The sequence below is a fragment of the Paenibacillus sp. YAE3 genome, from assembly GCF_057546105.1.
Window position 1 is genome coordinate 109060 of the sequence record NZ_BAAIYF010000012.1, and the last position, 23669, is coordinate 132728.

A 23669-nucleotide genomic window follows, 5' to 3' on the forward strand; every position below is an offset into this window, starting at 1 on the left:
TATGACTTGAGTACCCCATCCACTCTTACCAATGGCATATCTTTCAAACCCACCATTCATAGCTGCAATTACAAGCGCTTCAACTAAATTGAATCGATCAAAAGCCACAATGCAGTTCCTGCAGATCCAAATTGAAGTCACTAATCAGGACCTTGCCCATGTAAGACTATAAATGTGTGCATATATACCCGTTTCATGTTTGAAGGTTCGTTGCATTACCTCGGAACAAGCATTAATTGTGCTCCCAGTCGTATAAATATCATCAATCAATAGAATACGGAACGCTGCGGGCGAGGATATACAGCCTCTTATCTTGCTGGACATTTCTTGGTTCCATTCAAAAGCGTTCTCCATGGATTTAATCCGCTCCTGTCGGGTTTTAAAACTTTGCTTCCCCGTACTCACCGTCCGAACAAGCAGCGGTGCGACCGGAATGCGATGTATTTTCCCGATCCCCCTTGCCAAAATTTCAGCTTGGTTGAATCCGCGCTCGAGCAGTCTTTCATCGCTCACTGGAACGTACGTTACGAGATCCGGCCGCCAAAGCTGGCCTTTTCGGGACAGGCTCGGTTGCTGCTGCAAGGAAGAGATCTCGTGCTGCATCCTCACAAAAGCATGGCTGAGCATTTTTACGATTAACGCCGCGTATCTCTCATGTCCCCGGTATTTATACTGGGCGAGCCATTCCCGCATCATCTCGTTGTATCTGACCGCGCTTCGGTTCATGACAAAAGACCGCAGCCGGGCATCGGGCCGCAGGCAATCCGGACAGCCGATGGCTCTCCCGCAATACGCGCAACGGGGCCGAAAAATCCACGGGATCGCCCCGGCGCATCGCCGGCATATCCCCGGCCATTCCCGAACGAGTTTCGTCCTGCTGCCGCATGTCAGGCAAACGTCTCCCGGCGGAGCCAGAAGCTCGCGAATAAATCGGGAAATGGATGAACTTAACGAATTCATCTCGCTTTACCCCTCCTAATGGTTGATGTTGCAGTCCTTCACAGATACCCGTTTTTCCGCGCAATGCGATTCATGCTTTTGATTTGGTTGACGGCTCTTTTCTGCGAAATCGTCCACTGCGGCGAGGCAAACACGACCCGGCCTGCCGGGTCCTCGGCGGAGCGGCCTGCCCGGCCGGCCATTTGCACAAGCGAAGCGTCGTCAAAAAGGCTGCTGTCGGCGTCCGCGATAAAAACGTCGCTCCGCGGAACCGTCACCCCGCGTTCCAAAATCGTCGTCGTCACCAACAGCCGGATTTCCCGCCGGCGAAACCGCGTCACCTTCTCCGCGCGGAAGGGATCCTCCGATGAAGTGCCTTCGATGCAAACCTCGCCAAACATCCTACGCAGGATGGCGACGAGAGGATCGATATGCCGAATGCGGGAAACGAACAAAAAAATCTGCGCCCCCCGCTCCAACGACAGACTCAGATGGCTCGACAACCGCTTTAAAAGCATCGGCCGGCGCAAACATTGCTCTATGCTTTTGAGCGCGATCCGCTTGGGAACCGGCAGGGGATGCCCATGAAACCGGACGGGCACTTTCGCATGCGGCAGACGGCCGCGGGCCGCTTCCTTTTGCAAAGGGCGCGGAGGCGTCGCGGACAGATAAATGAACTTTCCGTCCGGTTTGCAAGCATGCTCGGCTGCATAAGCCAGCATCGGGTCGTTGTGGTAAGGAAAAGCGTCAAGTTCGTCGATGACGACCAGGTCAAAAGCTTGATAAAAACGCATCAGCTGATGGGTTGTCGCCAGTGTCAGATCGCCTTCCCGCCAACGTTCGTCGCTGCCTCCATACAAGGTGACGATCCGCGTGTCTGGAAAGGCTTTGGCCAGCCGGGGCGCAAGCTCCAGCACGACGTCCCGGCGGGGCGTGGCCACCAGCACGCGGCCGCCCCTCTCCAAGATCGCGCCGAGCAGCGGAAAGATCATCTCCGTTTTGCCCGCGCCGGTGACGGCCCATAGGAGGAAGCGGGCATGGCGGCTGGGCGGCCGCTCCGCTCGGCCGCCTGGGGCCGCGGAGCCCCTGCGGGGCGGCTCCGCCAGGAACCCCAGCGCGGCGCAGGCGGCATCGCCCTGCGCCGCGCTCAATCCCCACCGCCCGCGCACCGCGGCGGTGGACGGCCCGGCCGCTGCGCGCACGGCCGGGTCCCTCGCTGCTGAGCGGAGCAGCAGCGAACAGGCGCGACTGCGCCCCAGAGCGAGGCACGCCTCGCAGTAGGCGCAGTCCGCGCGGCCGCACGCGGCGCATGCCGTGCGGCCCGTGGCCTCGCTGCCGCAGCGCCGGCAGCGGGGGAGCCTCGGGCGGCCCATGCGCAGCAGGCCGCCTCCCCGACGCGGGCCGGCATCCGCAAGGCCCGCGTCCAGCGCCAGCCGGCCCTGCAGGCTGGCCAGCTGGGCGGCGCTGTGCCAAGCGCCTGCAAGGCCCGGCGCCATCTCCTGCAGCAGCGCGTCGACCTCCGCTGCGAGCAGCGATCTGCCGCTGACCTGCGCGACCAGTGCATCGGACATTCCGCCAAGCTCGGCCAAAGCGCCGGCAGCCTGTCCCGGTCCGGCGGGACGCTCCAGCAGGCGCCAAACCTGCTCGGGCATCGCCTGGCGAAAATCCCACATCCATCCCCCGGTGCCGCTATGCAAACTTTCCCCGGGATCGCCGAAAAGCGTTTGCCCATCAACGGGTGCATCCCCATTCATTCTCCCGCCCGCTTCCTCTTCCATCTGCTCGCGAAACCAAAGCCCCCACTTCCGCAGATCCCATCCGTTCATATCCGTCCGCGGCTCAAAACGCTGCTCCAACCGGACGGCCGAACTGAACGCGGTTGCCGCGGACAACAATACCATCCTGGCGGAACCTGGCTTCGCGCAAAACCGCTGCCACCACCACAGGACATCCACCCGCAAATCCAGCGAACGTCTTATCCTCCATTTCCCTTCATGCTCAATGGCATAAACCGCCACCCGCACGCGAATCCCTCCTTAGAAACATTCTCGGCCTAAATGTATCGCCGCGTTCCAATCGGGCTTGTCCAAATCCATCCGATCCGCAACATTTCGCCGATGATGACCGTCAATATCGTTGAACCAAGCAAAAAAGCACACCTCCCCGGTTTCCCGTTAAGAAGTGTGCTTCACATCGGAATACTCCCTATGCCGCTGTTTGCGGGCTTCGTCCTAAACATACGGAATCTGCCTCGCTTCATGCGGATTTCGCAAATCGATCATCGTTACATCCGAATCTTCGGAACCGCCAGCACGGCTTAAGACTGATTCATCGGTCGTCACGGACAGCTCCATGCCGGCCAACCCCTGAAGCCGCCTCAAAATGCCAAGCGTGGCATCATCCGAATGGAGATCCAGCACCGTAAGCCGGATTCTTTTGCCGGTTACCCAGGCATATAAGCCTAAAGCGCGGACATACCATTCGATCTGCCGTTCATGATTCGACGTGACGAGAATATAATGGACTTCACGCCCTTCCCGGCGTTTGTGCCAGGCATGAAAGACATGAACCGCTGCAATCGCTGCAGCATACACCAGAAGGATGGACAATAACGGGGTCAACATGCTGACTCACCTCCCTGTTACCAACAATATATGCTGGCCACAACAGGTCGGTGAATGAAAGCGCATCAGAAGCCCACACCCTTTTGGGCGGTCACGTCCATCGCCTATACCCCGTGGGAAATTTCACAAACAATGGCAGCCGGAACCAGAAGTTCCAAAGCTGCACGGCGTCATAGCGTTACCCAACCGTATTTGATCGAGTTGATGACGGCTTGCGTACGGTCGTCGACTTCCATCTTCTGCAAAATGCTGCTGACATGGTTTTTCACCGTTTTTTCGCTAATGAAGAGGTATTCCCCGATCATTTTATTGCTCTTGCCCTCAGCCATCAGGCGCAGCACTTCGGCTTCGCGGCGGGTCAACGGATTATTTTCCCCGGCAACGAATTTAACTCCGGCTTCCCTGACGCCGCTTTCCGCCATGGCTCCCGTTTCGTTCAGGAACGTCATGCGGCGCAGCTGCTGGATCAATTTACCGGTAACTTTCGGATGAATAAAAGCGTATCCTTCCTGCACCGAACGAATTGCATTGATCAGCGACTCCGCCTCCATGTCCTTCAGCAGGTAACCGTTAGCGCCTTTGCGGAGCGTTTCAAATACATAACTTTCGTCGTCGTGAATAGACAGAATGATGACCTTCACGTCCGGAAACAGCTCGCGCAGCTTCTCGGTCGCCTCCACGCCGTTTTCGACCGGCATATTGATGTCCATGAGCACGATGTCCGGTTTTTCTTCGTTGCAAAATTCCAATACTTGAATGCCGTCCCCGCATTCGCCGATGACTTCAATGTCATCCTCCATGTTCAAAATGCGCTTCAGACCCTCGCGAAACAATTGATGATCGTCAGCCAAAAGGACTTTAATGGTTGTTTTGTCAGAATCCCTGTTTTCCATCCTGTTACTCCTTTCCCTTCTCCACGTTCGTTGGGATATGGATTACGATCTTTGTACCCTGGTTCTCTGCGGATTCAAGTTCCATTCTTCCTTCGAGCAGCTCCACTCTCTCGCGCATCCCGATCAACCCAAAATGATCCTTCGATTTCTGTTCCAGGAGTTCCACCTTAAAACCGAGTCCGTTATCCTGAACAACAATTTTCACCATCTGGGCCTGGTATGTAATCTCGACTAAAACATAAGTAGGATAGGCATGTTTGGCTGCGTTGCTAAGCGCTTCCTGCACCAAGCGGTAAATGGCTGCCTCCATGGCGGAAGAGAGACGGTGCTCTTTACCCCGCGTTTCGAAAATCGTACGGATTTTCGTTTTCTCCTCGTAATCATGCACGTATTTCCGGAGCGTCGGGATCAGCCCCAAATCATCAAGAGCCATCGGCCTGAGGTTAAAGATGACCTTCCGCATTTCTTCCAGGCTGGAGCGCACTTGTCCCTTCAAATCTAATATTTCGTCCTGCACCATCTTAAATTCCTGCTTCATCAGCATTCTTTCCACAATTTCCGTGCGGAGAACGAGATTGGCCAGCAGCTGTGCGGGACCATCATGGATTTCGCGGGCAATGCGTTTGCGTTCCTCTTCCTGAGCCAGTATGATTTTCAGACCGATCAACTGACGGTTTTTCGCCGTTTCGATAATCCGAGTCACCTGTCCCAGTTCGCCTGACAAGTACTCCAGTACCACACCCATTTGTGATCCGATGGATTCAGCACGTTCAACAGAGTTTTCAACATTTCGGACCCTTTTTTGCAATTCATCGCGTCTTGCCTTCAGGTACATTTCCTTCTCGCGATAAATCATAACATCGAGCTGCAGCTGCGTCGCTTTCTCATACGCCTGCCTGATGTCATCCTCTTTGTAGCGGACGAAGTCCCGGCTGACTTCCGTCAGCCGGATGCGCGAACGCTTGTAGTTCAGCTCCAGCTGATCCACCTTTTGCAGCGTTTCGATCGTTTCCTTCATCACGTATTGCAGCTCCTGATTCAATGAGGCCAGCTCGTCCCGGGCCGCCTCAAGAATCTCGAACATCTGATACTTGCTGTTTTCCATCACCTGAATGGCGTTCTTAATGACGCGGTCTATCGCATCGGCTTGAAAATCCACGTACGTTCTACTCCATTTCTTACCATTACAGTTCTATATAGAATGAGCTACGAGTCGGTCCGAACGAACACAGTAACTTGTATATCGCACGCAAAATAGAACTCTACCGGACTGACTCCCGTGATCCATGGTCATTAGTTCATTTCTATACATATCATACCATATCATGATTCGATAGTGACGGTCTTCGTTTTTTGTTCCCATTTTACATTTAATCCTAATTGCTCGGATACGAGACGAAGTGGGACTAAAGTCCGACCATTACTAATATATGGAGCAACATTTGCGCCTTTACGCTTTCCGTTTAGGATAAAGTCCGTATCTCCTACCGTCAAATCCATGACTTTTCCACCACGCGTCACCGTGATTCGTTGATTGGCGGCATCCCATACCGCGCGGCCTCCGAACGTATCCAGCACGTATTTGATAGGAATATAGGTACTTGCTCCCTTCATGACGGGGGCAACTTCCATCGTTTTGCTCTGTCCGTTCGCGGTAAAGGACTTCTGGCCGATCGCCATCACGACTTTTCCGGTCGGCAAGCCGGCATCGCTGGAAAGGGACGGCATCGTGAATTTGATATTGTCGAATGCGACCGTGCCGGATTTTGCCCGTTCGTCCTGTCCCTCTTCCACGTTTACGACATAAACGCGCTTAAGTTGGGCCGGGAAGGCGATTCCTTTATCGCTGAGGTCGACGTCGATCGTTTTCCAGCCGTCCCAGTCGATTGCCTTGGCCAGATCCACATAGACGGTTTGACCGTTGTTGTCCTTCAGCTCCGCACGGGCCCAGTTCAGGCTGTTGTCGCCCATCACGTCGATCGACATCCGGGTGGCCGGAGCCGCAATCGTTTTGCCTGCCGTGCCGTTCAGTTCCGCGTACGCGTACATTTTGCCTGTGCCCGCGGTCATGTCATACGTCAATTGAAGCACTTTCGAACCTGCATGGTCCCCGGTTCCTTGCGTTACGGCGGCGGTGCCGGTCACTTGCGGATGATTGCTCGTAAACTGGACCGGATAAGAGACGTTTTCGAAGTTCTCCCACAGGTCTTCGCCGGCTGCCGACAGGATGACCGCCGTGCTGAAGCCGTTGTAACGGGCGATCGCATACCCCACTTTAACGTCCGGATCAACGGAGGCCACGGTCAGCTTGCCGTTTTTCACGCTGCCTTTAAAGCCGACGAACTCCCACTTCAGCGCGCTTTCCGGCACTTCGACCTTGTCCCCGTCCTTCGTCACGGCGGTCACCGGCACGGATACCGTGCTGCCTGCCTGCAGCGGCGCCGTTTGGGAACCGACGTTAAGCGCGGTCAAATCGCTTGCCCCCAGCACCTTCACTTGCATGCTTGTGCTCGCCTGGCCGCTGACCGCGGTAATGGTCGAGGTTCCCGGCTTCACCCCGGTAACGGTCTGGCCGCTCACTTTAATGTTGCCGTTGCTGGATTTCCATGTCGGCGTAAGGCTGGACGTATCCACCGGATTGTAGTAATTGTCGTAGCCTTTTAACTTAAAGGAGGCTTGCTGGCCGATCAGGATGGCCGAGGAACCGCTGATCTTCAGGCCTTTCAGTTCGCCCTTCGGCGCTTCGGAGAACACGCCCACGGCGTTCACGACGCTGCGCTGCTGCGTCCCGTATTCGGTATGAAAGGTAAGCGTGGCGTCATTTTCGCCCAGAGGCCTGCTGACCAGCGTCGTCGAACCGCCTCCGTCGAGGTTCATGCCCTTCCATACGCCGATGTCGACCATAAACGACTGCAGCTCGCCCAGCGACATGCCGGAGCTGTTGTCGTTTTTCTCTACCGTCACGATATAGACGTAACGCTCGTCCTTCGAGTAGCCGAGAGCCGTCCGCGCCCGGTATCCGCCGATGCTGGACACGTCGCGGGAGAAGGCGGCGGCTTTGCCGTTATTCACCAAAATGGTGTGCCCGCCGATCATCGTCTGCAGTTTGGAGGGATCCACGGACTGACCCATCGTTTTCGAGTTCAGCATGTAGCTGGTCTTCAGCGTTTGGCCGACGGCCAGATGATTTTTCACGAATTCGGCGGCTTTGCCGTGGGTCCGCAAAATATATCCGTCCTGCGGCACCTGCATCCCCACGAATCCGCCCACGTCGGAAATCTGCGTAATGACGTCGTTCTGAACAAGCACCTCGATCGGCGTCGTTGCGCTGTTTTTCGGACGTTCCGTCGATTTCCAGGCGCTGGTGTAGATGTACATGGCATCCACGTGGCTGTAGGTCGCGCTGCTGCTTTCCGGATTATACGAAGATTTATTGATGCCCGCGAGCGGGAAGGACGATCCGTCCTCTGCCGTTACGGAGCCGCTAAAAGCAAACTCGTCGATGATCGGCTTGCCGTCCGTCGTCACCGCAAAGGAATACATCCCTTTAATGTCCGACGGCGTCGACAGAAGCTGTCCGTCCGTCACTTGGCCGCCGATCGGCGCGCCGTCTGCGGTGGTATTAAAATAGTCCCCGTTCACCGCAGCAACGGCGCCGTTTTCTTTGGCCATGCCGCCGGTGCTTTGTTTCGTCGTAAACTGGCCGCCTTTGCCGTTCATCACGTCGATCTTGACGTACGGGTTTTGCAGATCGATCCGGATCACGTCCGCCAAAGCGGTGGCCTTTTTCCCGGAACGGGTCGTCGTGAACTTGTATTTGGTCAACATCGCGCCCGACGTCACCGGATTTTCATCCAGCTTGACGACCGATGCGGACGCGGCGCTTGCTACCGAGGAAATGGAATGCCCGTTCAGCGGAATCCCGCTGCCGACGACGGGGGCGATAAAAAGCAATCCCGCGAGCGAAACGACCATCCACTTTTTGCTTGTCGCCATCCCCTGCTTGCTGTCACTTGTCTTTCCGTTTCTTTTCATGAAGCGTTACTCTCCCATCTTTTTTTAAAACACATTCCAACCCTATGAACCGGAATAAATCTAATAATCTACTGACGTCTTTGCCTAGAAAAAAGTTCCACCGCTGGCCAATGTTGCCCATTCGGTTCGCTTTTACGAGCTTAAGAGATTACTTTTCTGTAACCTCTGTCCTATTTAATAGACTGTTTTAAACGGGAAAAGTTACGGATAAATATGCTTTTTTTAACGAAAATCGCTGGATTCGGTCGAAAAAAAGCCCGCTCCACCTCCGAATGGGGGGACCAGGCTGGCAAAACTTACATATATTCTATTTTTTCCAGCATTCTTTGGAGCATCACCGCCGCCTGCGCTCTTGTCGCATTGCCTTTCGGTTGGAACGATTTCTCGCTCACGCCTTGGATGATGCCCTCTTTTAGGAGCTTGGCAACGGTATCCTTGACTTGAATCTTTTTATAGTCGGCGAACTTCTGCAGATACGTTTCCGGAGTATAAGCAAGCGTCGCCTGGTATCCGGCATAATTCATGGCCCGCATCATCATGATCGCCATTTCTTCGCGGGTAATCGGGTCGTTCGGCTTAAACGAACCGTCTTTATTGCCGACGATGATTCCGGCTTTGACCGCCGCGCCGATAAACGCATTCTCTTTCGTATTGGTAATGTCGTAGAAGCGCTGGGACGTTTGCACATCGCCGGAAAGGCCGAGCCCTCTGGCTACGTATTCCGCAAACTCGGCCCGGGTGATCATTTTGTTCGGTTCGAATTTGTTGCTCGTCCGGCCCTCGATGATCAGTTTTCCGGATAAGGCTTGGATCGCTTTGGAAGCCCAGTGGCTGACGACGTCCGTATAATATTTGTAGGAAACGCCAATGACCACGGTATAGTTTCCTTTGATTTTGGCTTTAAAAACTTTCCTTGCACCTTGGTTTAGAACGATGGAAGGAACGAAGGTCATTTTGTCCGCGCCCCGATCCCATCGGAACACGCTTATTTTATCGACAAGCGAAGTCGAAGTGTTCGAAATCCAATACTCATTGTCAACCTGCACATCCACCGAATAGGACGAAGCGCTGTTATGGACGGCTGTGATATAGAAATCCACAGGTTCGGTCATTTTGGTAATCGCGGATGCGCTGATTTTACCGTTCATAAATGCCGCTGCATCTCCCGTAAGCTTTTCTACCGCGATGTTTAAAGCAACGTTGGACGAGGAGGTGTTCAGGCTTCGGGCAATTCCGGCGATATCGAGCCGGCTCAGCTGGAGAACCATCATCGATTCCCCCGCTTTTACCGCAATCGCCGCATTTTTGTCCTTGGCATAAATGCTTTCCAAAGCGCTAAGCGAAAGGCTAACGGAAACGCCGGTAGATCCTGACTGTGCCTCGATTAACGTCAGATGCGTGCCGGATTTGCTGCTTGCGATGTATTCATAAGCGTTGATAAGCTTCTCCGAATCCACGACGATGCGTTTGATCGTTTGATTGTTTCGGGACTGGATATTGGCTGCGGGAACTGCGGCCGCCTCGCTTAACGCAAATGCCGATATTCCAAAATTTTTTACTTCGGTCAGCGACATATAATCCGGCCGGTTCGCATCCGTCTTGTCCCCGGTGAACTCCCCTGCCACCAGGTTATTGAATGCCGGCATCTTGTTGCCGTCGCTGTCCGTCACGCCGTTTGCACCCGTCAGATACGTCACTTCGACTCTCTGTCCGCTGGAGACGGGGCTGCTCAGCTTTAGGGTAACGGTATTGCCGTTAACAACCACCTGCAGAACGCCGCGGATCAATCCGTCCACATACACCTGGAAGAGGCCCGAAGAAACATTGGTCTGCAAAAGCGTTCGGTAATACGTAATTTGCACGACGTCCCCTTGCACCGATATCGATTTGACCTCTCCGGACGCGCCGCTTTCCATGATTTTGACGGGCTCCAGGTTGACGTACCCTGCGGCATTGCCGTTAAGATCCGTCAGGCGGCTTGTTCCCGGAACGTAGGAAATCGTCACTTTGGAAAGCTTGTTTATGGATGTCGCGAGGGTTAAGATCACCTGGTTGTTTTTCACTTCGACCGCGCTCACGTAATTCGGCGCCCCGTTTACCAGGACCGAGAACTGGCTTTTCATCGGGATATTGGTCGTGCTTAAAGGTTCGTTGTACGTCAGGGTCACTTTTTTGTCCGTGCCTTCGGCTTTTTGGAAAACCGGCGGCTTCGTGTCCTGATAGTTTCGCACGAAAAAATCCGTGAACGCGCTGATGTTTTGTCCCCTGCTGTCCTGCAGCGGATCATTTCCCGGCTTATAGCTTACTTTTACCACCTGGCCGTCCGAAACGGGACTGCTCAGCGTCAAATAAACCGTTTGTCCGCTTTGGCTGATCGACTTGATGCTCACGGCGGTGTCATCCGCTTTTACCGTAAATTGTTCGTAAGCGAATGACGAAACCGATTTAAGAGACTGATTAAAGGATAAGGTTAGATTGCTGTATGAAACATAACCGCTTGAAGGTTTGGGGAGGGCCGTGTCCATTCCGTTCACCACGTCGCGCCCCGAAAAGGTCGCGGCTTGATTTTTGTAAAGGTCTTGAATCGGACGCGAACCTCCGCTGTAGCTAACTTTGACGTTCTGGCCTACCGCCACGCCGGTTTCCAGCGTGATGTATACGCTGTTCCCCGAGGTGGAAACATAGCTGATTTTGCGTTTTTCATCGTTGACCGTTACCGTAAAGCTGCTGGTTTGCAGCCAGGTGTCCGCGTATAGTTGTTTGTTGTAGGCGAGCCGGATCGTCGTATTGTTGTACATCTCGCTGCTTTGAAGCACCGGAGGCTGCTTGTCCGTCACCGGCGTCTGGAACGTCCAGCCCGATGTTAATCCCGGGTACTGGTTGTTGTCATTTTGCGCGTCGTAAAAAGCGTTTCTTCCGATCGTGACGTAATAGGTCGAGTCATAATCGAACGTATAACCGGACTGAAGCCGTATCCGCACTTCGCGTCCGTTGACGTTAACGTCGACCGGAACATACGAACTGCTCCCCGATTTGCGTACCGACACTTCGCCAGGGCCCCGGACTACTTCCCGATTAAAGGTGACGTACAAATCCGAATCGACGGCGACGCCGGTGCTTTGATGGTATGGACTGAAGCTTGTGATGCTCAGCGCCGAGGAACTGTCAACAGCGGTCGTAAACCTCCATCCATTAGGCGACGTGATCCCTTGAACCGCATTGCCCTGCGAATCTTTAAAAGCATCGTCGGCAACCGTCACATAATACCCGGAGTTGCCGGTCATGTAATTGCTGAAGTCCATCGTGATTTGGGTGGTGCCGCTTCCCGTTACCAAAGAAGTATGGTTCGCAGGAATAGACTGGATCAAAGCGCCGTTTGTCCGCCGAAGTTCGATGGCACCGGTTCCTGCGGTTACCGGAAAATTATAAGTTAACGTCAATTTTGTCGCTGCCGGAACATTGACGTCATTGTTGCGCGGATATGTACTTACGATGGCCGTCTTCGGCTGCGTCTTAAAAGACCATTCGCCAGAGCCGTTTATGCCTTCAAACGGAAGCCCCGTTTTGGTTGCAAAAGCATTCGGATCTACTTTTACCCAATACGTCGTATCGTTCGCGAGCGTTTGGCTCAAAGAAACGACAACCTCGCAGCCATTGACGCTCACCTGATTGCCGGCGGCTGGAATCGTCTCCACGACGGCATTGTCCGATTGTTTGACGACCTGAATGAAACCTGTACCGGCAACCATGTCTTCGTTGAATCTCATTTTGAGCTTCAATTGCACGGGATTGATCCCGGTTGCATTCGATGCCGGCTCGTAAGACTGCACGGCTTTTTTTACCGTACTAAATGGATATGCCGCCTCTTCCGAAGGCGTATTTTGTCCGTCAGCCGTTTCAAAAGCTCCTGCGCTCATTTTCAAAACATAATTGTGACCATATTGCAGCCGCTTCTGATTGTCGAATTTTACCTCAAAATGCGTCCCTGGTTGAGCCGGATCTCCCTGAATCGGGAGACTATCCATGCTCCCCTTCGGATCGGTTAAATCCTGCAGATAAATTCGGGTGATCCCGCCGCCGAGTATGACTAATTTCATGGGTTGATTGAAATCCAAATTGAAGCTTGGCGTCAGACCAGCTCCTTCCGTGCTGCACGAATTCGGAGCGGCCGAAATTTTCGCGGTTAAATCTGCCGTAGAAGCGGCGGCAGCAGTGACAGCCCCGACTCCCCCAAAGACCACCTCGATCGTTAAGATGAAGGCCAGCAGCAGTGACAGCCTTTTTCTCATTCGTCTCATCCTTCCTTTCCCGGGCGTCGTGTTCTCCTGACATGTTTTATGAGCCCGTCACAAAACACACGCTTATACTTCTTTTTCGGTCAAAAAAGGGATGAAGTTTAGGACTTTGGCCGGAAGGTTTTTTACGACAAAAAACCTCAGCCCGGCGCAAAGCCAAACTGAGGTTTTAATTTGTAGGGTATCCCCGCAAAGCGGTGACCCCCGGGAATTATAATCTTATATCCGTTAAAGATGAAAGCTTACAGACCCGCTTGGGCTTTAAGCTCTTCCGCCTTATCCACGCGTTCCCATGGCAGATCCACGTCCGTACGGCCGAAGTGACCGTAAGCGGCGGTTTGCTTATAGATTGGGCGACGCAGGTCCAGCATGCGGATAATGCCTGCAGGACGAAGATCAAAGTTGTTCCGGACCAGCTCAACGAGCTTCTCGTCGCTTACTTTGCCCGTGCCGTACGTATCCACGTTGATGGACACCGGCGTTGCAACGCCGATCGCGTAAGCAAGCTGGATTTCGCATTTGTCTGCCAGTCCGGCTGCAACGATGTTTTTGGCAACATAACGTGCTGCATACGCTGCGGAACGGTCCACTTTCGTTGGATCCTTGCCGGAGAATGCGCCGCCGCCATGGCGGGCATAACCGCCGTAGGTATCGACGATGATTTTGCGGCCCGTCAGGCCGGCATCCCCTTGAGGACCGCCGATCACGAAACGTCCGGTTGGGTTAATGAAATATTTCGTTTGTTCATCCAGCAATTCTGCCGGTACGACCGGAAGAATAACCTTTTCCTTAATATCGGCTTGAATTTGCTCAAGCGTTGCATCCTCGGAATGCTGAGTCGACACTACGATCGTATCCACGCGTACCGGTTTGCCGTCCACGTATTCGATCGTCACTTGCGTTTTGCCGTCCGGACGGAGATAGTCAAGCGTGCCGTCTTTGCGGACTTCGGACAAACGGCGGGCGATACGGTGAGAAAGCGCGATAGGAAGCGGCATAAGCTCCGGCGTTTCGTTGGTCGCAAAACCAAACATCAAACCTTGGTCGCCTGCACCGATATTTTCCGTTTCCTTATCCATCTGGGCAGGATCGCGGCTTTCAAGCGCAGCGTTTACGCCTTGGGCGATGTCCGCAGACTGCTCGTTCAAGGATGTCAGCACGGCCATCGTATTGTAGTCGAAGCCAAACTTGGCGCGTGTATACCCGATTTCTTTAACGGTATTTCTAACAATAGCTGGGATATCTACATACTCGGATTTGGTACTGATTTCACCAATAACCAACACAAGGCCAGTCGCAACCGACACTTCGCAGGCTACGCGAGCGTAAGGATCGTTTTCCAGAAATGCATCAAGCACCGCATCGGAGATTTGGTCGCAAATCTTGTCCGGATGTCCTTCCGTAACGGACTCTGAAGTAAACAGATGACGTCCTTTTACAGACATAGGTTCAACCTCCTAAGGATCAAATATTAAGAAAAACGTCAACCGACGTACTTCCTTTTACAGCTCTGCCGCATAGCGCGGCGTTATGGTCTTGATTATCAATAATCATTAAGTATGCCCTATACAAAAAATGAACCTTTTCCCAGGCAGGAAAAGGCTGCATGACAATCCTCAATGGACATATTAACGCATTTGTCAACCTATGTCAACGAAAGGAGAATGAATCCTACATTTGCAAAAACCGCTCCATTTAATGGATAAATCAATCCACCAAAAGGAACTTTTGTGCTGTTGTGCAGTGCTTTCGAATCAAAATGATGGTTTAGGATTACAATAAACTTTGTTGCGCTTGGCGAACGAGACGTTTGGTCATTTCCCCGCCGACCGATCCATTTTGACGGGAAGTCAAATGTCCGGCATAAGAACCACCGCCCGCAAATCCGCCAAACTCCCCTAATTCTCCCGCAAACTCAGTGTCCGCAAACCCGCCGGAAGAACCATAGGCCGAACTCAGCCCCAGCTCCGAAGCAATTTCGTATTTCATTTGGTTCAGCATATCTCTGGATTCAGGCACGAGCTTACGATTCCGGTTATTTGATCTAGGCATTGAAAATGCACCTCCTGCATGGTTGGTACTGCAGGTATAGTATCTGTATTTCACGTCGCAATAGACGTATAAATCATTGTTACTTTTGGCAAAAATAAGGCTATACAAAGCGCTATCTATGGATGTTATTGGATCGAATATCCCCCACGCACCATGACTATCAAATTATATTTGTTGCCTTCCTGCACCATGATGCCGCGTCCATCTCTTGGAAAAGAAAGCAAATGGTTATTCCCTACAGCTTGTCCATTGGCAATATCTTTTCCGTCGGTAAGATCGGCTACACCGTTGGCGTCCTGACTGTATACAACGCCTTTGCCGCTGCGAATAATAAACTCAGTACCGGCTTTGGCAATCAATTTTTCACCTGGCTTCAGGGTAACGACGGACACCGTATTTTCAACGGTCGTAGTTTCATCTTTTCCGCTGGATGGCTTTTCCGTTGCCGGAGGTGTTGTTGGATTGGTTGGCGTGGTTGGATTCGTCGGCGGCGTAGTCGTTGCATTTCCGCCACCGCCTAAAGCTTTTTGGATTTGTTGGTCTACGTAGCTTTTAGTAACGACAGGATCGTCGGCTGTACCGGGTTGGCTTACAGAGCCTGCGCCTTGGGCGGTAATGTTGAAGATGGAGCCGAGGGCGAGACCGCCAGATAGTAATGCTATCGTAAATATCATCTTAGATACTTTACTCATAAAACCCCTCCTTATGATTATAAAACATAATAATTTAAAAAAAGAGGCTAATGAGATAGTCTCATTAGCCCCTCTTTCTTACAGAATAATTTAATTCCTTAAATCTTAGCGAGTTACCGAGGTTCTGAAGTCTTCAGCAGCATTACCTGCTTCGTCAACAACGAATTTACCATTTGCGTTACCATTGAGGTAAACTTCAAGGTTTCTAATGTCGCCGACTTTTACATCAGATTTGAATTGAACGTACAGTTTGTTGCCTTCTACACGAGCACCAACTGTATCGGCATAATTACCATTCACAGCAACTTTGAATGCTGCAGAAGTGTAGAATACTTTTACATTTTCCACAAAAGAAACTTCTGCTTCATAGTAAGTAGCTCCACTTACAGTAGAAGTACCGATCTGAGCACTCAAAGGATTGGCACCTTTTTCTGTATACAATACAGGAGCAATCTTATCTGCAACTGGTGCCGATGCAATCGCTTCAAGGTTACGTCCGTAACCATCAACGGATCTAATGTCGTTTTGTGCAACAGTTTTAAGTGTAACACCGGAATTAGCAGGAATCACATCATTGTAGAACTTAAATTCAACCGATGTTTTTCCAGCGGATGCATTTACAATCGTGGCAGAGAAGTCGCTAGAATTATACGTGTTTGCTCCGATTGTAAATTCAAAATCAGAAGCGTACAGACGAGTCAATTCACCTTTAAAGTCAGCAACGACTTTGTTTTTCGCAGTAGCTTTAACACTATCTTTGTCGACTTCAATTCTCGAAGCCTTACGATCTTTCAAGCTAACTGTTTTATCAGATACAAAGTTTCCATCAGCATCAGAGATGTTGATTGCACGGATATTAACATTTCCTGCGTCGAAATCAACTTTAACATCTTTTCTAGGAACTGTCAGTTGTACAGTATTAGAGCTGTAAAGTTTAATTTCAGTCGATGTGGATGGGAATGGATAGTAAGTTGATCCAACAACATAGTTGTATTTGTTTACATCCAGAGCATTTCCGCTACCAGTAGTTACAACAGGCTTATTAAACTGAACATTTACAACGTAGTTGTTGTCCTCGTCAATCGTATACCAAGCAGAGTTAAGCTCGATGTTACCTGCTTCAGTTGCAGTAAAGCTTACGCTTTGAGGAACAATTGTGTTTCCAATTGCCGTGTTATCACGGACACCTGCAACTTCAAGGGTATATTTGCCAGAAGGCAATTTACCGATTGTCGTCAGAACCACTTTGTTTTTCAGTTTTTCATTGTTGTACTTGCTCACTGCGAATTGAGGTTCATTTACTGGATGACCTTTAGTATCAAAGCCCTTACCCGTGAAAATGTCTCCATTTTCTTTTTTCAGGGTGAAGTTTTCTCTGTTAGCGATGTCAGTTGCATTTACATCTTTAGAGAATTCAACAGTAATTTTCGTAACATCTCCGTCAACTTCGCTAGTTACGCCAGCTACAGTTGGACGAGTTGTATCCAACTCAGGAGTTACTTTAACTTGGCGGTTAGCAGAGTTACCGCTGTAGTCAGTTACACCATCAACATAGATCGTGTTTTCACCCAGGCTCAATTGCTTATCTTTGTCGAAAGTCAAGATGAGCTTGTTGTCTTTAATTTTGTAATCAGCATTTTTGCTGCTGGAAGTATGGTAAACTTTGCTGATCGATTTTACGGATTCATTGAAAGTAATTTCAACTTTAGTAAGGTCCGTTGCTTTTACGGATTCAACTTCTGGTGCAACTGTATCTTCAGCAACCGTCAGATCCGTTTCAACTGGAGCTACTTTGAAGTTTGCATAATCTTGAACATCTTGTACTGTCAAAGTGTGTTTACCAACACTCAGATCAGTAGTGATGAAGGCAATGTTCGGATAAGTATAATCTACATGCCCGGAAATGTTCTTGCCGTCAACTTTGTAGTTAGCCAAGTTTCTTGCAGTTGTTTGTGTAACTGGCTCAGAGAACACAACTTTGAATGCTTTAGTTCCCAAAGCTTTAGCTTCTTTAACTTGAGGAAGCTGAGTATCTACTGCAGAGAATTGAATTGATTCATTGAAAGTCTTAGAGCCGCCGGCATTTTTGACGCCGTTAACTTTAAGGTTGTAAGTTTTTTGCGAAGACAATTTGCTGTCTTCTTGCAGCAACAGAGTTACGCTCTTCTTGTCGGAAGACAAAGTAGCGGACTCCAGTTTTGTAAATTCAGCAACTTTGTAGTTGTCTGCATTTTCAGCTGTTTGTTGGTCAAGCTCGCCATCAAAATTGATTACTACTTCTTTGTAGTTTGTACCGGAAGCAGAAACGATTTTTTGAGCGGCTGTTACAACCCAAGTCACTTTTGCAGTGATTTCTTGACCAGCGGAGTTTTTGAATTTAACTTCAGTTTCTTTGTTAGGCTCGAGAGCTTTTTCCAAAGTTACTTTTACAACTTCACCGGAGCTCAAAGTGAACTCGATGTCTTTACCGTTCTCAGCTACTTTGTAGGACTTAACGGAAAGGTTGATGATTTGCTCTGCTTGGTAAGCAGCGTTAACCAGCTGTTCGCGAGTAGCGTTAGCTTGGAAGTTCAGGCCTTTAGAGATCAGACCTTTGTCGATTGCTGCTTGCACATAACCTTTAGCCCATGTAGATGCGCTGTTATCAGCGTTCGCAGGAACTTCAAGTTTCAATGCGCGAACCAGTGCAGTAGCCATTTCTTCAACAGTTACTTTACCGTTGTAGTTGAAGATTTGTTTTACTTTGTCTTGGCCTTCCATGATGCCGGCAGCAGTTACTGCTTCGATGTAAGGAACAGCCCAGTTTTTAGCGTCGTAGCCTTTGTCTTTGTAAGACAGAGTGCCAGTTACTTCTTTCAGACCCAGAAGTTTAGTCAGGACTTTCGCGAACTCAGCGCGAGTCATGTCTCTTTCCAGGTGAGCTTGTTGGTCTGGGTAACCATTGAAGATTCCTTTAGCTTTCAGGGAATCATATTTCTCTTGTACGGATACTGCGGAATCACCGAATGCTACAGAAGCAAACATGGAGAATGCCATTGCTGTAGACAAAGCGACTGTCAAAATTTTCTTCATAACCTTTTGTTCTCCTCCTTGAACTTTCATCACATTAGAGTTTTCTTTAATTGGGTAGCTCTTGTTACTCATAGTCACGTGCACCCCCTTTCCCGAGTCGGAGCAAAATTTCCATATAAATGATGTCTGTGACGAAATCACAGAAACTGGTAAACTTGGAATACGACAAAAAAAGAGTAGATTCCTAATACTACCTAAGTATTATACAATGGGGTCAAGATGCCGTAAAGAACATTTTTCTAAAATATAGACAAATTTCTTCTACAGGACATTGTTGGATTCGCCCATCGTAATTGACTCTACATCTTAGACGCACGCCGTTATAAAAAGTTGCACCTTTTTTAAAAAAATTTCAAAATTGTTACCCGAGTGCCGTAATGATGGGATATTTACCTGCTTGTACAGGAGATATGTGGAAATTTAGGGGCTTTGCGAACTGGAAATGGATCTTCCGAAAAAGAAAAAAGAACGCCGTTTGGCGTTCTTTATGATCAATGAATGGATGTAATAGTTACAAAACGTTAACGAATTTTCATGGCCAGTTCGATGATCTGAGCCCGCATCTCCGGACTGGAGTTCAGGTTCTCATACATCTGTTCGATCGGCTGTTTGTTCTCGCGGTATGTTTTTTCGTGCTTAATCGTGGAGTGGGACCACTCGATCAGTGCGTTTTCGGACTGCAGCAGTTCGTTATAGGCATCATGAAAGCCCGTTTCCATTACAAGGCCTTCCATGACTTCTTGAGTAATTTCTCTCGTTTTGCGAGTCATCTCAATCTTTTTTTCCAATGTGCTGGCCTTATTCTCAAATTTGGTTTTTGCTTTCATATAGTCCAACTGAGCTTTGGAATAGATCGGTTTCATAAGATAGCCTTCACCCTTTAAATTATAAATTGTATTCTACGTCATTGTATCCTAATCCTCGACAAATTACAAAGAATTGTAATTGGAAATAGAACGGGAGCCGGAATTGCCGGCTCCCGCTGTTTGTTTTTTCATGCTTACATCTTAGGCAGCTTCTTCAGGTCTGCCATGACTTTGCCCATAATGATGGCGGCATCTCCGCGCAGCATATTGGCGGTAGGATTAAACATGTTACCCCGTTTCGGATCGGCCGGATCGACAGGCGAACCTTGGATGAAGCCTTTTTTGGCGATGGCCAGAACCGAAGGCTGCGCGTAGTAATCGATGCTTGCATAGTCTTTAAAATACTTTTGGAGATCCTTCGTGATTTTCGCCCGGTCGGTCTCAAGCTTCAGGTTGAGCGCCTTGGCGATCATGACCGAAGCGTCCTGGCGGGTAATGGCGCTTTCCGCGTCGAAGAACTGCGGCTGCGCCCCTCTCGTGATCCCTTCGCGCGCCGCGGTCTCGATATATCTGAAATCCCATAGACCGTCGACGTTAATGCTCGTAAGCGAGCTTGGAATATCGGAGAAATGCTTAGGTCCCTGGTAATTCAAAGGAATCTCCAGCGCTCTGACGATCGCGCGCACGAATTCAGCCCGGGAAATATACAAATCCGTTCCAAAACGTTCCGACGGATCGAAGGCGTTCATGACGCCTTTGGCATAGATGGTTTCGATATAATCCCGGCCGTACGGATGCTGCACGACATCGTTGTAGGAATAACCTAATTTGGCAACGACGTAGTAGCCAAAACGGTCAAACGGCACTTTAACCGTATGTTTTTTCGGATCCACGACGCCGCCGATGTTTTCCCATTTCTGCAGCTCCGGATCAAAACGGAATACCGTTACGAGCCGTCCCGCATCCTGCGTAATATTCGCGTCATAGGTGAGCGTCAGCGTCCCGCGTTTGGACGGAACCAGCTCGTTCATGCTTTCTCTATTATAGAAGCTTCGCACTTCGGACCCCGGAAGCTGGTATGGGTCGGAACCATGCGTAATCGGGTCATATACCTTGTCCGTGTTGATATCGTCGGCCGTTCCCGGATCAATCCAGAATACAGGGCTCGATTTGACAAACCGCTGCTGGAAGTTGCCGATAAAGAGCTGTTTGCCCAGCGCGATTTCATTATCGAAATTGGCAACCGGCACTTCGAATTCGCGGCGGTCTACGACGCCGTCCTCGCTGTTCGCGATGGCGAACAAAATATCATGCCCGGAGAACACTTGGTTTTTGAACTGGTCGGCCACGTTGTAATCTCTCCGGATCAGGCTTGCTCCTTTCGGAAAGGTTAACGTCAAATTGCCGTCAAAAGCTTTGTGCGAGCTTTTCATCGTTTCCAAATATTGCGCGCCCGGAATGCTTGTCGGCACGTATTTGACGGTAATGTAGTCTTTCAGTTGATCGTTTCCGACAAATACCGTAATGTCGATTTTGTTGTCCTTGTTCGGCTTGAGATCTTTAACGATCGCCCGATACGCATTCGGGTAATCGATGCCGTTGGACGGATCGTAATCCGCGTCAAAAGCGGACTTCTTCGCTTCCTGCTTTCCGATCATCACTTTCGATGCGTTGTCGGACGATACGATAACTTCGACGAAGTTCTGGTTCACCAGTCTTCTGCCTTCAAGCGGACGAATGATCTGGAACGGTGCCGTTTTATAAGTGACTTCGAGTCGGAACGTTGCCGTCGGACCGCCTTCCCCGCTGTTATACACCGTGATGTTGTATACGATCGGGCTGCCGTTCAGCGGCAAGGATTGATTCAAAAGCTTAAAGCTGAACGTTTGGGTGTCGTAATCATAATAAACGTTCAGGTTCGGATTCGTATTGCCGTTCGAGCTGTTAAATACGTCGCCCGGGCTTTTTAATGCATAAAATCTTTGATCCATGGACCAAGTATATTCTTGGGTTTTGCCATCCGTCGTTGGAGTCGAGATTTTAAGCATATATTTCGAGTTGCTTGCTGAATTGGTGAGAAGCTTGCTGTCCACCGCGCTTTTGGTTTGGCCCAAATCGATGAAATCGAACGTTCCGTATACGTTCATCTTTTTCTCGGTCGTCGTATAGACGGAACCGGTCTTTTCGAACTTCTTGTCGTTGTTGTCAGGAACCGGGTCGGTATTGTCAATGCTGTAAGGGAATACCCCTACGGAATCCGGTACCGGAATCACAGGTACGTTCAAAGGCACGTAGCTGATATTGATCGATTTTTCATACGAGTTCTTTGGCGACTTAAACACGAATTTAATGATGTTGTTGCCTGGGAACAACGCTTGGTAAGCTTTATTCTCGTCGCCTGAAGCGATTCTAAACTTGGACACCTCAGACGAGGTCGGATCCTTCTCAAGGCTCACAAGCGTATTATTGATGTACAAAAAGATCGTTTGGTCGGTGCCGCTGTATTTGATTTCGCTGTCGTTGGCGACGTTCATCAGCTGCCCTTTGAAATAATCCACGTCTTTCATGACGTTGTCCTTCAGATTCGGATTATTCGTATCCATCTCGATTTTCATGTCGTCATACAGCGATGTGAACTGCACATAAGGGCCGTAAAGCAGCGTAACCGGAACGGTCAGCTCAGACCCGGCCACATTGTTGGCCTGGAAGGTAATCTTCTGATAGCCTGCCGCGGGAAGCTTGTCTACCCGGATGATGATGCGCTGCAGTTCGACCTGATTGCCGTTAATGTTTCTAACGACTCTTTCGGAGGCCAGGACAACCGGCTGGCTGAATGGCGTAAGGGCGTTGCCTTTGGCATCCGTGATGCCGGTGATCGTGATGTTATTGACGCTTGCCCCGTTCGCGACCAAAACCTCCATGGCGATCGGCAGGGAGAAAATGTTGGCGCCGTTCATCGAAGTCCCCGAAAGGTTCAGGATCTGCGACGTGCTCATGCCGCTGCTGTAACCGGACAAATAATTGACTTCCTGGATAAAAGGCTTGTTTTTGTCTCTTAAGGTTAAACCGACCGTCGAACTAATGCCTGCACCGGTCGTGCCGTCTGCAGCTGTCAGCGTCACGTTGATCAGGCTGTCGAACTGCGCCGAAACCGGAGCCACGCCGGAGAACTCGATCATCATGTAATCGTTGGCGCTCTCGAGCACGGTCACGGGCGCGGTTCCGCTGCCGGATGCCCCGTTGGCAAACGCGTACCCCAAATAGGTCGAAAGAGCTGCCGCATCCGGCAATTGACCGTTTTTGATCGGGATAATTGCTTTACCTTTGACGGTAATATTCGTGCTGCTTACATTGAAGTTAGGGAAAGACGACAGATCTGCCGATACGTCGGTACCGTCCGTCGCTCTTACGTCAAAAAAGGTGACCTTGCCGTTATAAAACGTAACTTCGCGGCTAGTTTCAAGCGTCTGGTTTTGATTCAAAACTTTGATTTTGACGATGTTGCTTCCGCTGTTGACATTGATCGGCGAAGCAAAAAACTTGTAGTTGTTGTAGCTCGACACCGTATAAGTCCAACTGCGTCCGTTAACCTCGACCGTCACTTTATCCGCGCTCGGCGCATAACCGGAGATGCTGATATCCGTTTTGGTTTTGCCGTACGCAGGACTTCCCGGGGAAGCCGTCAATACGGCCGGACTGTCTTCCTTCAATTCAATGGCCTGGCTGCCGTCCACCAGGTTCGCTTTCAAATCGTAAATCGTCGGCCCGTTGCGGTACTCGACATAGATCGAATCTTCGACTTGCGTCGTGCCTTGCAGGCCTTTAAACGTAATCCGGTTCAATCCGGAAAAAAGCTTGATGTTGGACACCGTGATTTTGCCGTTGTTGACGATGATGTTGCCGGTTTGTCCTTCATTCGAATTGACGATGGAAATCGTGCCATCCGCTTTTTTCGTCAATTGAAATACGCTGTAAGAAATTTGCTTATCATTGACCCCGTTCAGCGTACCCGTCAAACTAACGCGGTCTTCATTGACAAGACGCGCCGAATTGACGTCATACTGCTCGTTCGGAAAAATAAAAAAAGTGCCGGCTTGCGCTGCGCTTACCGTATTGGCAAAAGAAGCCGGCAGCAAACTGATGACAAGGACAACTGCCAAAAATACGGATAGGATCCTCTTCAAAATCATTTTCCCTCCTGTTTTATGCATTTATCTCTTTTATCGGCACCAGCCAATCGATAATTTAGTAAAACCTAACA

13 protein-coding genes are annotated in these 23669 nt (G+C 50.3%); 1 reads left to right on the plus strand and 12 read right to left on the minus strand.

Going from position 1 to position 23669, the window contains the following annotated elements:
- Positions 1-327: 327 nt before the first annotated feature.
- On the plus strand, positions 328-639 hold the full coding sequence (locus tag AC27KL_RS21710) for a hypothetical protein (protein WP_487171028.1): 312 nt from the start codon (positions 328-330) through the stop codon (positions 637-639).
- 359 nt (positions 640-998) lie between these two features.
- Here AC27KL_RS21710 and AC27KL_RS21715 read toward each other — a convergent pair whose 3' ends face one another.
- From AC27KL_RS21715 to AC27KL_RS21770, 12 genes are all read right to left on the minus strand, one after another.
- Entirely contained in the window at positions 999-2840 is a 1842-nt protein-coding gene (locus AC27KL_RS21715) for a helicase-related protein (protein ID WP_487171082.1), read from the minus strand.
- 330 nt (positions 2841-3170) lie between these two features.
- A complete protein-coding gene (locus AC27KL_RS21720) occupies positions 3171-3563 on the minus strand; it encodes a hypothetical protein (RefSeq protein ID WP_339322556.1) in 393 nt (130 codons plus the stop codon).
- A gap of 170 nt (positions 3564-3733) precedes the next feature.
- Positions 3734-4456 carry a response regulator transcription factor gene (locus AC27KL_RS21725; protein WP_036715364.1) on the minus strand — a complete coding sequence of 241 codons (723 nt, stop codon included), beginning with the start codon at positions 4454-4456 and terminating at the stop codon, positions 3734-3736.
- A 4-nt stretch (positions 4457-4460) separates the two neighbouring features.
- A complete protein-coding gene (locus AC27KL_RS21730) occupies positions 4461-5615 on the minus strand; it encodes a sensor histidine kinase (RefSeq protein ID WP_160044079.1) in 1155 nt (384 codons plus the stop codon).
- Positions 5616-5779: 164 nt separating this feature from the next.
- The gene (locus tag AC27KL_RS21735; protein ID WP_487171029.1) at positions 5780-8491 is read right to left on the minus strand and encodes a stalk domain-containing protein; all 2712 of its coding nucleotides are present in this window, start codon (positions 8489-8491) and stop codon (positions 5780-5782) included.
- A gap of 296 nt (positions 8492-8787) precedes the next feature.
- Positions 8788-12780, minus strand: coding sequence for a SwmB domain-containing protein (locus tag AC27KL_RS21740; RefSeq protein ID WP_487171030.1), 3993 nt, complete (start codon positions 12778-12780; stop codon positions 8788-8790).
- A 248-nt stretch (positions 12781-13028) separates the two neighbouring features.
- A complete protein-coding gene (gene metK / locus AC27KL_RS21745) occupies positions 13029-14231 on the minus strand; it encodes a methionine adenosyltransferase (protein WP_487171031.1) in 1203 nt (400 codons plus the stop codon).
- A gap of 328 nt (positions 14232-14559) precedes the next feature.
- Positions 14560-14838 carry an alpha/beta-type small acid-soluble spore protein gene (locus AC27KL_RS21750; RefSeq protein ID WP_487171032.1) on the minus strand — a complete coding sequence of 93 codons (279 nt, stop codon included), beginning with the start codon at positions 14836-14838 and terminating at the stop codon, positions 14560-14562.
- A 125-nt stretch (positions 14839-14963) separates the two neighbouring features.
- Positions 14964-15530, minus strand: a complete 567-nt coding sequence (locus tag AC27KL_RS21755) for a hypothetical protein (protein WP_487171033.1) — start codon at positions 15528-15530, stop codon at positions 14964-14966.
- A gap of 105 nt (positions 15531-15635) precedes the next feature.
- Positions 15636-18674: an S-layer protein gene (locus tag AC27KL_RS21760; protein ID WP_487171034.1), complete on the minus strand. Its 3039-nt coding sequence runs from the start codon at positions 18672-18674 to the stop codon at positions 15636-15638.
- 449 nt (positions 18675-19123) lie between these two features.
- On the minus strand, positions 19124-19465 hold the full coding sequence (locus tag AC27KL_RS21765; RefSeq protein WP_036715061.1) for a hypothetical protein: 342 nt from the start codon (positions 19463-19465) through the stop codon (positions 19124-19126).
- Positions 19466-19602: 137 nt separating this feature from the next.
- A complete protein-coding gene (locus tag AC27KL_RS21770; protein WP_212949814.1) occupies positions 19603-23592 on the minus strand; it encodes an S-layer homology domain-containing protein in 3990 nt (1329 codons plus the stop codon).
- Positions 23593-23669: the final 77 nt, after the last annotated feature.